This is a genomic window from Streptomyces sp. NPDC045470, from assembly GCF_040646595.1.
In the GTDB taxonomy this organism is placed as follows: domain Bacteria; phylum Actinomycetota; class Actinomycetes; order Streptomycetales; family Streptomycetaceae; genus Streptomyces.
On the sequence record NZ_JBEZAN010000001.1, the window covers coordinates 365,994 to 379,627 of the forward strand.

At 72.6% G+C, this 13,634-nt stretch carries 10 protein-coding genes; 1 reads left to right on the forward strand and 9 read right to left on the reverse strand.

Features of this window, described 5'->3' with window-relative positions:
- Positions 1 to 45: 45 nt before the first annotated feature.
- From murG to rsmH, 9 genes are all read right to left on the reverse strand, one after another.
- Positions 46 to 1,131 (reverse strand): undecaprenyldiphospho-muramoylpentapeptide beta-N-acetylglucosaminyltransferase, encoded by a 1,086-nt coding sequence (gene murG, locus AB0A97_RS01545; RefSeq protein WP_030024673.1) that lies wholly within the window; start codon positions 1,129 to 1,131, stop codon positions 46 to 48.
- A 6-nt stretch (positions 1,132 to 1,137) separates the two neighbouring features.
- The gene (gene ftsW / locus AB0A97_RS01550) at positions 1,138 to 2,472 is read right to left on the reverse strand and encodes a putative lipid II flippase FtsW (RefSeq protein WP_361142919.1); all 1,335 of its coding nucleotides are present in this window, start codon (positions 2,470 to 2,472) and stop codon (positions 1,138 to 1,140) included.
- A 61-nt stretch (positions 2,473 to 2,533) separates the two neighbouring features.
- The gene (murD, locus tag AB0A97_RS01555) at positions 2,534 to 3,955 is read right to left on the reverse strand and encodes a UDP-N-acetylmuramoyl-L-alanine--D-glutamate ligase (RefSeq protein ID WP_361142921.1); all 1,422 of its coding nucleotides are present in this window, start codon (positions 3,953 to 3,955) and stop codon (positions 2,534 to 2,536) included.
- Positions 3,952 to 5,016, reverse strand: a complete 1,065-nt coding sequence (gene mraY / locus AB0A97_RS01560; RefSeq protein WP_030024670.1) for a phospho-N-acetylmuramoyl-pentapeptide-transferase — start codon at positions 5,014 to 5,016, stop codon at positions 3,952 to 3,954. Before mraY ends, murD begins: the two co-directional genes overlap by 4 nt.
- The gene (gene murF / locus AB0A97_RS01565) at positions 5,013 to 6,446 is read right to left on the reverse strand and encodes a UDP-N-acetylmuramoyl-tripeptide--D-alanyl-D-alanine ligase (protein ID WP_361142925.1); all 1,434 of its coding nucleotides are present in this window, start codon (positions 6,444 to 6,446) and stop codon (positions 5,013 to 5,015) included. The genes mraY and murF overlap by 4 nt, the downstream gene beginning before the upstream one ends.
- A 62-nt stretch (positions 6,447 to 6,508) precedes the next feature.
- Positions 6,509 to 8,272, reverse strand: coding sequence for a UDP-N-acetylmuramoyl-L-alanyl-D-glutamate--2,6-diaminopimelate ligase (locus AB0A97_RS01570; protein ID WP_361142928.1), 1,764 nt, complete (start codon positions 8,270 to 8,272; stop codon positions 6,509 to 6,511).
- An 18-nt stretch (positions 8,273 to 8,290) separates the two neighbouring features.
- A complete protein-coding gene (locus AB0A97_RS01575) occupies positions 8,291 to 10,663 on the reverse strand; it encodes a penicillin-binding transpeptidase domain-containing protein (RefSeq protein ID WP_361142930.1) in 2,373 nt (790 codons plus the stop codon).
- A gap of 146 nt (positions 10,664 to 10,809) precedes the next feature.
- Positions 10,810 to 11,442 (reverse strand): septum formation initiator family protein, encoded by a 633-nt coding sequence (locus AB0A97_RS01580; protein WP_361145136.1) that lies wholly within the window; start codon positions 11,440 to 11,442, stop codon positions 10,810 to 10,812.
- A gap of 44 nt (positions 11,443 to 11,486) precedes the next feature.
- On the reverse strand, positions 11,487 to 12,446 hold the full coding sequence (gene rsmH, locus AB0A97_RS01585) for a 16S rRNA (cytosine(1402)-N(4))-methyltransferase RsmH (RefSeq protein ID WP_361142933.1): 960 nt from the start codon (positions 12,444 to 12,446) through the stop codon (positions 11,487 to 11,489).
- A gap of 493 nt (positions 12,447 to 12,939) precedes the next feature.
- Between rsmH and AB0A97_RS01590 the strand changes: the two genes are divergently transcribed.
- Positions 12,940 to 13,497 carry a carbonic anhydrase gene (locus tag AB0A97_RS01590; RefSeq protein WP_361142936.1) on the forward strand — a complete coding sequence of 186 codons (558 nt, stop codon included), beginning with the start codon at positions 12,940 to 12,942 and terminating at the stop codon, positions 13,495 to 13,497.
- Positions 13,498 to 13,634 lie beyond the last annotated feature (137 nt).

The window sequence follows — 13,634 nt, forward strand, 5'->3', positions numbered from 1 at the left end:
GCCACCCCGGGGTTCACCCCCGGGGCAGCACGGCCGTACCGTCCGTCAGCGGCCAGCGACCGCCTCGTACACCATGCCGACCAGCAGCTCGTCCGCGTCCCGGCGGCCGAACTCGGACGCCGCGCGGGACATCTCGTACAGCCGGTGCGGGTCGGCGAGCACCGGGAGCACCTGGCCCTGCACCCACTCCGGCGTGAGCTGCGCGTCGTCGATCAGCAGGCCGCCGCCGGCGTTGACCACCGGCTGGGCGTTCAGCCGCTGCTCGCCGTTGCCGATGGGCAGCGGTACGTAGGCGGCCGGGAGCCCGACGGCGGACAGTTCGGCGACGGTCATCGCGCCCGCGCGGCAGAGCATCATGTCGGCCGCGGCGTACGCGAGGTCCATCCGGTCCACGTACGGTACCGGTACATACGGGGGCATACCCGGCATGTTGTCCACATGCGGCATTTCGTTCTTCGGGCCGACCGCGTGCAGCACCTGGATGCCGGAGCGCTGGAGCGCCGGTACGGCGGCCTGGATGACCTCGTTGAGCCGCCGGGCGCCCTGCGAGCCGCCGGAGACCAGCAGCGTCGGCAGGTTGGGGTCCAGCCCGAAGGCGGCCCGCGCCTCGGGGCGGACCGCCGCCCGGTCGAGGGTCGCGATGGAGCGGCGCAGCGGAATACCGACATACCGGGCGTCCCGCAGCTTGCTGTCCGGGGTGCTGACCGCGACGTACTTGGCGTACCGCGAACCGATCTTGTTGGCCAGCCCGGGGCGGGCGTTGGCCTCGTGCACGATGATCGGCACCCCGCGCCGCTTGGCGGCCAGGTAGCCGGGCAGCGCGACATAGCCGCCGAAGCCGACCACGCAGTCCGCCTTCGTGCGCTCCAGGATCTGCTCGGCGGCCTTGATCGTGCCGCGCAGCCGCCCGGGGACGGTGATCAGTTCGGGCGTGGGCTTGCGCGGCAGTGGTACGGCCGGGATCAGCCCCAGCTCGTAGCCCCGCTCCGGCACCAGCCGGGTCTCCAGCCCCTTCTCCGTGCCGAGTGCCGTGATCCCCACGGTCGGGTCCTGCCTGCGCAGGGCGTCCGCGAGGGCGAGCGCGGGCTCGATGTGGCCGGCGGTCCCCCCACCGGCGAGTACGACATGCACCGAAATTCACCGCTCTCCGGACGGTCGCTTCTTGACGCGCCGTCTCATCGTCTTCCGTCTCACCCCAGCCAGTTTCCTGCCGAAAACAGGCTGCCGCATGGCCAGTGCCGCCCGTGCAGCGGGCTCGTCACGCGCGAAGGCGATCAGCAGACCGATGGCGAACATCGTCGGCAGCAGGGCGGAGCCCCCGAAGGAGAACAGCGGCAGCGGGACACCGGCGATCGGCAACAGACCGAGCACCGCACCGATGTTGATCACGGCCTGGGCCGTGATCCAGGTGGTCACGCCTCCCGCTGCGTACCTCACGAAGGGATCCTCCGTGCGTCCGGCCACGCGGATACCCGCATAGCCTAGAGCCGCGAAGAGGGCGAGCACCGACAGCGTCCCCGCAAGCCCCAGTTCCTCCCCGGTGATGGCGAAGATGAAGTCGGTGTGCGGTTCAGGGAGTTCACCCCATTTTTCCATACTGGCGCCCAGTCCCGAACCGAAGAATCCGCCGGAGGCCAGCGCATAGATGCCGTGCACGGCCTGCCAGCACTGGTCCTGCGGCCCGGGGTCGGTCGCGCCGATGCAGGCGAGCCGGGCCATCCGGTTGGCGCTGGTCTTGATCAGCAGCGCCCCTATGACGACGGCCGCGCCGAGCACACCCACGAAGAGCCGGGTGGGGGCGCCGGCCAGCCACAGCAGGCCGAACAGGATCGCGGTCAGGATGATCGCGGTGCCCATGTCGCCGCCCAGCATGATCAGACCGAGCAGCAGGAAGGCCATCGGGATCAGCGGCACCAGCAGGTGCTTCCACTGGGCGAGCAGTTTCTTGTCCTGTTTGCGCGCCAGCAGGTCGGCGCCCCACAGGACCAGCGCCAGCTTGCCGAACTCGCTGGGCTGCATCTGGAAGGGGCCGCCCAGGTTGATCCAGTTCTGGTTGCCGTTGACCGCGACCCCTATCCCGGGGATCTGCACCAGGGTCATCAGGAAGACCGAGACGGCCAGCAGCGGATACGCCAGCGTGCGGTGCAGCCGGACCGTCATCCGGGCCGCCACCAGCATCAGGATGCCGCCGAGCACCGCCGCGAACAGTTGCTTGCGGAAGAAGTACGTCGGTGCCAGACCGAGCTGGAGAGCCTTGATCTGGGAGGCCGAGTAGACCATCACCAGGCCGAGCACGGTGATCAGCAGGCTGCCGCCGACCACCAGGTAGTAGGCGGTCAGCGGCCGGTCCCAGGCCCGGCGGACCTGGGTGTACAGGCCGCGCGGGTTACGGGGGGCGCCGCCGCGCGGCAGGCGCGGGCCGGGGCGCCGTGCCGGGCGCGGCGGCGCGGCCTTCGCCGATCGGGCCGTCATCCTCGTCCCCTCCACGGGTGCGCTGCGCCGTGCGTCCTCGACGGCGGCGGGGACGTACGGACTACTGTTCCTGTGCGGCCAGCGAGCGGACCGCGTCGGCGAAGGCTTCGCCCCGCTTGTTGTAGTTCAGGTACATGTCCATCGAGGCGCAGGCCGGGGCCAGCAGGACCGTATCGCCCGGCCGGGCCAGGCGCGCTGCCTCCCGTACGGCTTCGGACATCGCCCCAGTGTCGGTCCGGTCGAGGTCGACCACCGGGACATCCGGTGCGTGTCGCGCCAAGGCCTCCCGAATGAGCGCCCGGTCGGCGCCGATGAGGACCGCGCCGCGCAGCCGCCCGGCGGACTTCCGGACCAGTTCGTCGAAGGTGGCGCCCTTGGCCAGGCCGCCGGCGATCCAGACGATGTGCTCGTACGCCGCCAACGACGCCTCGGTGGCGTGGGTGTTGGTGGCCTTGGAGTCGTCGACGTACGCGACCCCGGAGACGTCCGCGACGTGCTCGATGCGGTGCGCGTCCGGGTGGAAGGCGCGCAGGCCGTCGCGTACGGACCGGGGGCTGACGCCGAAGGCGCGGGCCAGGGCCGCCGCGGCGAGCGCGTTGGCGATGTTGTGCGGGGCCGCGGGCGTCACGTCCGAGACCTCGGCCAGCTCCTGTGCCTGCTTCTGCCGGTTCTCGACGAAGGCCCGGTCGACGAGGATGCCCTCGACGACGCCGAGCTGGGAGGGGCCCGGGGTGCCGAGGGTGAAGCCGATGGCGCGGCAGCCCTCCTCGACGTCGGCCTCCCGCACCAGGTCCTCGGTCACCTGGTCGGCGACGTTGTAGACGCAGGCCACGGTGTTGCCCTCGTAGATCCGGCCCTTGTCGGCGGCGTACGCCTCCATGGAGCCGTGCCAGTCGAGGTGGTCCGGGGCGAGGTTGAGGACCGCCGCGGAGTGGGCGCGTACGGAGGGCGCCCAGTGCAACTGGTAGCTGGAGAGCTCGACGGCGAGAACGTCATAAGTACCGGACGGCTCCAGCACCACGTCCACCAGCGGCACCCCGATGTTGCCGACGGCCGCGGTACGAAGCCCCTCGGCCTCCAGGATGGCGGCCAGCATCCGTACGGTCGTGGTCTTGCCGTTGGTGCCGGTGATCGCGAGCCAGGGCGGGGAGTCCGGGCCGCGCATCCGCCAGGCCAGCTCCACGTCGCCCCACACGGGGACGCCGGCCGCCTCGGCGGCCCGGAAGAGCGGGCTGGCGGGCTTCCAGCCGGGGGTGGTGACGACGAGGTCGGTGCCCTCGGGGAGCGTGTCGCCGTCGCCGAGGCGGACGGTGATGCCCAGCTCCTCCAGCGGCGCCGCCTGAGCCCGTTCCCGCTCGCCGTCACTGCCGTTGACGACGGTGACGACGGCGCCGAGGCCGGCCAGGGCGCGGGCGGCGGGAACGCCGCTCACGCCGAGACCGGCCACGGTCACGTGCTGTCCGGCGAGGTCGAGGCCGGTCACTTGGCGGCCTGCCAGCCGCCGTAGAAGAGGCCCAGGCCGACGATCACGCACATGCCCTGGATGATCCAGAACCGGACCACGACAAGGACTTCGGACCACCCCTTGAGTTCGAAGTGGTGCTGTAGTGGCGCCATCCGGAAGACCCGCTTGCCGGTGAGCCGGAAGGACCCGACCTGGATGACCACGGACATGGTGATCAGGACGAAGAGGCCGCCCAGGACGGCCATCAGCAGCTCCGTGCGGGAGCAGATGGCCAGACCGGCCAGCGCGCCGCCCAGGGCCAGCGAACCGGTGTCACCCATGAAGATCTTCGCGGGCGAGGTGTTCCACCACAGGAAGCCGAAGCAGGCGCCCATCAGGGCGGAGGCGACGACCGCGAGGTCGAGCGGATCGCGTACCTCGTAACAGGCGGGCCCGGCGCTGATCGCGTTGGCGCAGGACTCCTGGTACTGCCAGATGCCGATGAAGGTGTACGCGCCGAAGACCATCACCGAGGCGCCGGTGGCCAGGCCGTCGAGGCCGTCGGTGAGGTTCACGCCGTTGGACATCGCCAGGATCATGAACAGTGCCCAGATGACGAAGAGCACCGGGCCGATCTGCCAGCCGAAGTCCTGGGTGAAGGACAGCCGGTCGGAGGCCGGGGTCTGGCCGCGCAGGTCGGCGAACTGGAGCGAGAGCACCGCGAAGGCGATGCCGACGATCAGCTGGCCGGCCATCTTCGCCTTGGCCCGCAGGCCCAGCGAACGCTGCTTGACGATCTTGATGTAGTCGTCGAGGAAGCCCACCAGGCCCATGCCGGCCATCAGGAACAGCACCAGCACACCGGAGAAACTCGGGTTGCTGCTGGTGATGACCTTGGTCAGCGCGTAGGCGATGAGCGTGGCCAGGATGAAGGCGATGCCGCCCATGGTGGGCGTACCGCGCTTGCTGTGGTGGTCGCGCGGGCCGTCGTCACGGATGAACTGCCCGTAGCCCTTCCTGGCCAGCAGCTTGATCAGCAGCGGGGTGCCGATCAGCGTCAGGAAGAGTCCGATCATTCCGGAGAAGAGGATCTGCTTCATCGGGTGGCGGCTCCGCCCTCGACACCGGCGTCGCCCAGCAATGCCGCGGCGACCCGTTCCAGGCCGACCGACCTGGACGCCTTCACCAGCACGACGTCACCCGGCCGCAGCTCGCTGCGCAACAGGTCGATCGCCGCCTGCGCGTCGGACACGTGCACCGACTCCTCACCCCACGAACCCTCGTTCTTGGCGCCCATGTCGAGCCAGGCCGCTTCCCTGCCGCCGACCGCCACGAGCTTGCTGACGTTGAGCCGGACGACCAGGCGCCCGACCGCGTCGTGTTCGGCGAGTGACTCCCCGCCGAGCTCGGCCATCTCACCGAGCACCGCCCACGTACGGCCTCCCGTTTCCTTGGAGGCTTCGCCCATCGCCACGAGCGCGCGGAGCGCCGCCCGCGTGGATTCCGGGTTCGCGTTGTAGGCGTCGTTGACGACCGTCACACCGTCCGCGCGCTCGGTGACCTCCATCCGCCAGCGGGAGAGCGTGCCGGCTTCGGAGAGCGCGACGGCGATCTCGTCCACGGGCATGCCCAACTCATGGGCGACGGCGGCCGCGGCAAGCGCGTTCGACACGTGGTGCTCACCGTACAGCCGCATGGTCACGTCGCTGCACCCGGAGGGTGTGTGAAGCGTGAAGGCGGGCTGTCCGAGCGCCGTGAGCCGGACGTTCTCGGCCCGTACGTCGGCCTCGGCGGACTCGCCGAAGAAGATCGTACGGGCCTTCGTACGGGAGGCCATGGCGCGTACGTACGGGTCGTCGGCGTTGAGCACGGCGACGCCGCCCTCGTCCGCGGTGGGCAGCGCCTCGACCAGCTCGCCCTTGGCCTGCGCGATCTGCTCGCGGCCGCCGAACTCGCCGATGTGCGCGGAGCCCACGTTGAGGACCACGCCGATGCGCGGCGGGACCAGCTCCGCGAGGTAGCGGATGTGGCCGACGCCGCGGGCGCCCATCTCCAGGACGAGGAACTTCGTACCGTCGTCCGCGCGCAGCGCGGTCACCGGCAGCCCGATCTCGTTGTTGAGGTTGCCCACCGGGCACACGGTCGGCCCCCGGCGGGCCAGGAGCTGGCCGATGAGGTCCTTGGTGCTGGTCTTGCCGGCCGAGCCGGTGAGCCCGACGACGCAGGCGCCGAGCCGGCCGACGACGGCGCGGGCCAGCGCCCCGAGGGCGGCGACCACGTCGTCCACGACGATCGCGGGGACGCCGACGGGACGGGCGGCCAGGACCGCCGCCGCGCCCGCCTCGACGGCGCGTGCGGCGTAGTCGTGGCCGTCCACGCGTTCGCCGGCGAAGGCCGCGAAGAGGCTGCCGGGGCACACCTCACGGGAGTCGAACACGACCGGGCCGGTGACCTGGGCCTCCGGGTCCGGTATGTCGTGCTGCTGCCCGCCGACGATGGTCGCGATCTCGGCGAGGGACAGGGAGATCACTTCTCACCCCCGGCCGTGGGCAGGTCGTGCCGTTCGAAGGGTTTTGCGCGCATGGCGGTGTGTCATCCCTGGTGGTTCGGCTGCTGCGAGTTCAACGAAGCCTCGATGGCCTCGCGCAGCACCTGACGGTCGTCGAAGGAGCGGACCACTCCGGCGATGTCCTGGCCCTGCTCGTGGCCCTTGCCCGCGACGATCACGGTGTCGCCGGGCTCGGCGCGGGCGACGGCGGCCGCGATGGCGGTGGCCCGCTCCTCCTCGACCAGCACGGTGCCGCGCTCGTGGACGGGCACCTCGGCGGCGCCCGCCAGCATGGTGGCGAGGATCGCGAGGGGGTCCTCGCCACGGGGGTTGTCGGAGGTCAGTACGGCGGTGTCGGCGAGGCGGGCGACCGCCGCGCCCATCGGCTTGCGCTTGTGCGGGTCGCGGTCGCCGCCGCAGCCCAGCACGGCGTGGATACGGCCCCCGGTGACCTTGCGCAAGGCGCGCAGGACCGATTCGACCGCGTCGGTCTTGTGGGCGTAGTCCACGACCGCGAGATAGTCCTGGCCCACGTCGACGCGCTCCAGGCGGCCGGGGACGCCGGGCACCGCGGCGACGCCGTCGGCGGCGGTCTGCGGGTCCACACCGGCCACGACGAGCGCCGTGACGGCCGCGAGCGCGTTGGCGACGTTGAACGGGCCCGGGATGGGCGAGGCGGCCCGTACGGACACGCCGTCGGGGCCCAGCACGGTGAAGGTGGAGCCGAGCGTGCCGACCTCGACGTCGGCGGCGCGCCAGTCGGCGTCCGGGTGGCCCTCGGCGGAGAACGTGGTGACCGGCACCTCGGACTCGCCGGCGGCCAGCCGCTTGCCGTACTCGTCGTCCAGGTTGACCACGCCGGCCTTGCTGCGCGCCTTGGTGAACAGTTGCGCCTTGGCCTGGAAGTAGTCCTCCATCCCGGAGTGGAACTCCATGTGCTCCGGGCTGAGGTTGTTGAAGATCGCGACGTCGAAGACGCAGCCGTCGACGCGGCCGAGGACCAGCGCGTGGCTGGAGACCTCCATCGTCACCGCCCGCACGTCGCGCTCGCGCATGACGGCGAACAGTGCCTGGAGGTCGGTGGCCTCGGGCGTGGTGCGCTCCGACTTCAGGCGCTCGTCGCCGATCCGGGACTCGACCGTACCGATCAGGCCCGTCAGGCCCGCCCGGCGCCCGCCGCCGTCCCCCGGCAGAGCCGCTGCGCGCCGCTCCTCCCGGGCGGCCCTCTCGGCCGCGGCGCGCAGGCCGCCGTCGATGAGGTACGCGGTGGTGGTCTTGCCGGAGGTGCCGGTGATGCCGATCTGCAGGAGATCGCTGCCGGGGTCGCCGTAGATCGAGACGGCGAGCGCTCCCATACGGGCCCGCGGCTCGTCCACGACCAGGACGGGCAGGCCCGTCGCGGCGGCGCGCTCGCGGCCCGCCGGGTCGGTCAGGACCGCCGCGGCACCGAGGTCGCGGGCCTGGTTGGCGAAGTCGGCGCCGTGGAAGCGGGCGCCGGGCAGCGCGGCGTAGACGTCGCCGGGGCGCACGGCCCGGGAGTCGTGCGTGATGCCGGTGACGACAGCGTCGGCGGCGTCCGCCGCGGCCGGCACCGAGGTGCCCAACTGCTCGGCGAGGTCCGCGAGGGGGGTGGCGCGGACCCGCTCTGGGCGGGGCGCTCCCGGAAACTTTCCGGGGGCGTCCTTCTGGGCGTGGTGGGACTGATCAGCGTGTGACACGGCGGTGAGCGTACCGGGCGCGGCGGCCTCGGGGCGAAGTGAGGGCCGAGAGCTGGAGCGGTTCCCGGGGTCGGGGGTGATGGTCGTCACGGCGGTGCTGCCTCGTTTTCATTCGCCTGGCTTGAAGGTGACGGGCAGGCGCGGGGGCTGGGCGCCGCTCGGCGGGACCTGGAGCGTCTTGAGCGCGAACTCCATGACCTGCTGGTAGATCGGGCCGCACACCTGGCCGCCGAAGTAGCTCCCCCTGGTCGGGTTCTGGACGGCGCAGTAGACGGTGACACGGGGCTGGTCGGCGGGCGCGAACCCGGCGAAGGAGGCGGTGTAGCCGTGGTAGCGGCCGGTTTTCGGGTCCACCCGGTTGGACGTGCCGGTCTTGCCGCCGACGCGGTACCCGTCGATCTTCGCCTTGGCGCCGGTGCCCTCCTTGTCGTCGACCACCGATTCGAGCATGGTGGCCAGCGTCCTGGCGGTCTTCTCGCTCACCACCCGGCTCTTGTGCGGCTGCGGCGCGGGCCGGTACCGGCCGTCCGGGCCCGTGGTGCCCCTTATGAGCGTGGGGGCGATGCGCTCGCCGCCGTTGGCGATGGCGGAGTAGACCGAGGCGGCCTGGACCGCGTTGAGCGACAGGCCCTGCCCGAAGGGGATCGTGTACTGCTGCGAGGTGCTCCACTTCTGCGGCGGGGCCAGCAGGCCCGGGGTCTCGCCGGGGAAGCCGAGCCCGGTGGGCTGTCCGAGGCCGAACTTGCGCAGGTAGGAGTAGAGCACCCGGTTGGCTTCCTGACGGGTCCTACCGAGCTGTTCGGTGGCCAGGATCGTGCCGATGTTGCTGGATTTGGCCAGGACGCCGTTGAGGGTCAGGTGCCAGGTGGGGTGGTCGATGTCGTCCGAGAAGTTGCGGTCGCCGCGGTGCAGCCGGTTGGGGACGGTGACCCGGGTGGCGGGGGTCGCCGCGCCCTCTTCCAGGACGGCGGCCATCGACATAAGCTTGCTGGTGGAGCCGGGTTCGAAGGCGTCGGTGAGGGCGGCGTTGCCGAGCGCTTCCGGGTCGGCCTTCGAGATGTCGTTGGGGTCGAAGCCGGGGGCGTTGGCCAGGGCCAGGATCTCGCCGGTCTTCGTGTCCTGCACGACGACGTAGCCCCGGTCGGCCTGCGACGCGGCGACCTGCCGGGTGATGGCCTGCTGGGCCATCCACTGGATGTCGCGGTCCAGGGTCAGCTCGACGTCGGTGCCCGGCACGGCCGGGTGCTCCTGGGCGCCCGCGGTGGGCACCCGCCGCCCGCCGGACTGGGCGTAGACCAGCTTGCCGTCCTTGCCCGCCAGCTGCCGGTCGAGCCGGGCCTCCAGACCGCCGCCGCCCCGGCCCTCGCTGTTGACGAAGCCGAGCACCCCGGAGGCGAGGTCCTTGTTCGGGTAGACGCGCTTGCTGTGCTTGTCCGCGAAGATCCCGACCAGGACGTTGGGGCGGCGCTCGCTCTTGGGCTGCTCGGCCGCCTTGGCGTCCAGCTCCTTGCGCAGGTCCTTGATCTGCTTCCAGACCTGCGGGGTCTGCTGCCGGGACAGCCGTACGTAGCGGGAGCCGGGCGTGGCGAGCTTCTTGGCGAGGGCGGCCCGGTCCTCGTGGAGGATCGGCGCGAGCAGCGCGGCGGCCTGCCGCGGGGCGTCCTGGATCTTGATCTTGTCGGGCGCGAGCAGGCTGGGGTCGGCGGTGATGTCGTACGCGTCGACCGTGGTGGCCAGGTCCACGCCGTCCCGGTCGGTGATCGCGCCCCGCTCGGCGGCCAGCTTGACCGGAACGTACCGGTTGACGTTGGCCTTGGCCGCGTACGCGTCGGCGTCCACGGCCTGCACCTGGAACAGCCGGACGACGAAGACCAGCAGGATCAGCGCCAGGGCGAGGGAGACCAGGCGCAGCCGGGGGCGCGGGCTGCCCAGGCGCAGGGTGGGCGTGCGGGGGCGGGGGGCGCGCTTGGTGGTGGTGGGGCGCGCGGAGGCGGGACGGCTCTGGGCCGTCGCGCGCTGGGACCGGCCGCTCCCGCCGCTCTGGCCCGGGCCGCCACGGGCCTGGCCGGTGCGGCCGCCGGCCGGGGTGGGGCGGGGGACGCGGCGGCGAGGGTCCGGGGGGCTGGGCGCCTTGGAGCCCGCGCCGGAGCCGGTACGGGAGCGGGCGCTGGAGGCCGGGCGTGCGCCGGAGTCGCTGCCGGTCTTGCGGGAGGACCGGGGAGCGGCCTTCGGTCCGGCGGGCTCGGGGCCGGAGATCTTGGGGTTCGGGGTCTTGGAGCCGGGCGCCTGGGGGCCGGAGGGCTTCGCCGCGGAGGATTTGGCGGGGCCGGTGGGCTTGGCGGGGCCGGTGGACTTGGCTCCGGTGGTCTTGGCGCCGGGGGGTTTGGGGCCGGAGGCCCTGGGCCCGGAGGCACGGGGGCCGGAACCTCTCGCACCGGAGCCGGAGCCGCTGCCGGATCGCGGGCCTTTGGGGTCGGTCATGCGACACCCTCCTCCGGTGCGGTCCTACGGGCGAGGGGGGCGCACCCGTAGGCGGGCAGGGGCGCGGCCCCGGGCAGGGCTTCGGCTGCGACTGCGGGCAAGGCTGCGGCCCCGGGCAGGGCTTCGGCGTTCTCGTACGTCACGGGTCACCTGCCGGAAGTCGTCGGAGCGGAACCGGCTGCCGCGCCGGGGGCCGGGCGCACCGGTCCGGCCGCCCTCCGGCCGTCGGCCCCCGGGGCGCCGGGCAGAGGACGGCCGGGGGCGGTGAGAACGGGGAACGGGTGGTCGGGCAGCGGCTGGTCGGGCAGCCGCGCGCCCGGGGCGGCGGGAGCCGCGGACGGCTGCGGTCCGGCGGACGGCCGGGGCCCGGGGACCGGCGCGGCGGCGTGGCCCGGCGCCGTCCGGGGGCCCGGCACGGTGAACCGCGACGGGGTGCGCGCGCTCATCGGCCCCGTACCGCCCGGGGCCGCGCTCGGCTTGCCGCGTACCGTGCCGTCCGGCTCCAGGAACGCCGGGCTGCCGCCCGGGACCATGCCCAGCTCGCGGGCGCGCTCGTCCAGCGCGCCCGGCGCCGAGTAGGCGTCCACCTCCTGCTGGAGCGCCTGCTGCTCGTCCGTCAGCTCGTTGGTGCGCTTCTCCAGCTTGCTCAGCTCGAAGGAGCCCTGGTTGAGCGCGGAATTCAGCAGCAGCAGCGTGATCAGGCCGGAGCCGAGGAGCACGACCACGAGGAGCACGAACGGCGTACGCGCCGCCGTGCCCCCCGCTCCGGAGGCGAACAGGCCCGAGAGCCGTCCCGGCCCCGAGCGCGTGCGCCCCGGCCGGTTCACGCGATGTCCTCGCGGATGCGCTCGACGCCGCGCAGCCGGGCGGGGGCCGCACGCCGGTTCTCGGCGATCTCCTCCTCGGTCGGCAGCTCGGCGCCACGGGTGAGCAGCTTCAGGCGCGGCTGGTACTGCTCGGGGACGACGGGCAGGCCGGGCGGCGCGGTGTTGGCCGCGCCCGCCGCGAAGACCTGCTTGACGATCCGGTCCTCCAGGGACTGGTACGACAGCACGGCGATCCGGCCGCCCACCGCGAGGGCCCGTACGGCGGCCGGCACGGCGCTCTCGACGGCGGCCAGTTCGGCGTTGACCTCGATGCGCAGCGCCTGGAACGTGCGCTTGGCGGGGTTGCCGCCGGTGCGCTTGGCGGCCTGCGGCAGGGCGTCGCGGATCAGCTCCACCAGGCGTGCGCTGCGGGTGAAGGGCTCCTTGGCGCGCTCCTTCACGACGGCCTCGACGATCCGCTTGGCCTGCTTCTCCTCGCCGTACGCGCGCAGGATGCGGACCAGCTCGCCGGGCGGGTAGGTGTTGAGGACCTCGGCGGCGCTCATGCCGGTCGTCTGGTCCATGCGCATGTCGAGCGGCGCGTCCTGCGCGTACGCGAAGCCGCGGTCGGCCTCGTCGAGCTGCATCGAGGAGACCCCGAGGTCGAACAGGACGCCCTGGACGCGCGGGACGCCGAGGCGGGCCAGGACCCGCGGCAGCTCGTCGTAGACGGCGTGCACGAGGGTGGCGCGGTCCCCGTAGGGCGCCAGGCGCTCCCCCGCCAGCTTCAGGGCCGCCGGGTCGCGGTCGAGGGCGATCAGACGTGCTGCCGGGAACGTGGCGAGCAGCGCCTCGCTGTGCCCTCCGAGGCCGAGCGTGCAGTCGACGACGACCGCGCCGGGCTCGGCGAGCGCGGGGGCGAGCATGTCCAGACACCGCTGGAGCATGACGGGTACGTGGCGATCGTTGCTGCTCATGCGCCTTCCGATGGGGTGGGCGGCAGGTGGGTCCCCCCGGCCGCTGGCTGGGGGAATGCCGCACGTACCGCTTGGTCCCCGCCCGCTCTGAAGGGGAAGTGGCCCTCCGACGACGGGGAAGTGCCGTCGGCGGACCGGTTGGAGCGGGAGGAGGCCGAGCCGTACGTGCAGATCGCACGCGAAAGATTCGGGATCCAAGGAGAGCGTCACGCCTCCCACTTCGCGCCACTTTAGTCCACTGCCGCGCGGGGTCAATCAACCGGTTCCGCGCGTCCCGCACCGCCCGTCCGGAGGTTTTCGACGCGTTTTCGAGCGGCCCCGGAGAGCCGTGGGACCCCCCGTCCCGAGGCCCGCGGCACGGGCGAAAAGGCCGCTTTCACCCGATCGGCGGCACCCCGCGGGGGCGTGTGGAAAACCTCACACGACGCCTCAGTGCCCCCTATGCCCGTCCCCACGTGCAGCCTTACCGGCCGATGCCCTTTACCGTGTTGCTATGTCGATACCTGCCTCGCAGCCGCTGCCCCCTTCCGCCGACAGCGCCGTGGCCCCCGCGGGCGGCACGGTCACCGACCGCCTCGTCGAGGCCAACAGGAAGTACGCCGCCGCCTTCACCGATCCCGGCATGGACGCCCGGCCCGTCCTCAAGGTCGCCGTCGTGGCGTGCATGGACGCGCGCCTCGACCTCCACGACGCGCTGGGCCTGGAGCTCGGCGACTGCCACACCATCCGCAACGCGGGCGGCGTCGTCACCGACGACATCATCCGCTCCCTGACGATCAGCCAGCGGGCGCTGGGCACCCGCTCGGTCGTCCTCATCCACCACACGGGCTGCGGGCTGCTCAGCCTGACCGAGGACTTCCGCCACGACCTGGCGGCCGAGGTCGGACAGCGCCCCAACTGGGCGGTCGAGGCGTTCAAGGACCTCGACGAGGACGTCCGGCAGTCCATGCAGCGGGTCCGGACCTCGCCGTTCCTGCTGCACACGGACGATGTGCGGGGATTCGTCTTCGATGTGACGACGGGTCTGCTGCGGGAGATCGACCCGCGGTAGGGACCAGCAATACGGGAAGTCCACGGCCGCGGGGCCCTGCTCCGCGGCCGTGGTGCCGTGTCCGGGACCGTGGTGGCGCGGCCCGTCGGGTGAGTTATCCACAGGCCATGACGCGAAGCGGCGTGGGCGGCGAGAAT

Excerpts from the sequence above, each read along its gene's own strand:
- rsmH (WP_361142933.1), bottom strand. The coding sequence starts at position 12,446 with ATGAGCAGCAACGATCGCCACGTACCCGTCATGCTCCAGCGGTGTCTG.
- mraY (WP_030024670.1), bottom strand. The coding sequence starts at position 5,016 with ATGAAGCAGATCCTCTTCTCCGGAATGATCGGACTCTTCCTGACGCTG.
- AB0A97_RS01590 (WP_361142936.1), top strand. The coding sequence starts at position 12,940 with ATGTCGATACCTGCCTCGCAGCCGCTGCCCCCTTCCGCCGACAGCGCC.
- AB0A97_RS01575 (WP_361142930.1), bottom strand. The coding sequence starts at position 10,663 with ATGACCGACCCCAAAGGCCCGCGATCCGGCAGCGGCTCCGGCTCCGGT.
- ftsW (WP_361142919.1), bottom strand. The coding sequence starts at position 2,472 with ATGACGGCCCGATCGGCGAAGGCCGCGCCGCCGCGCCCGGCACGGCGC.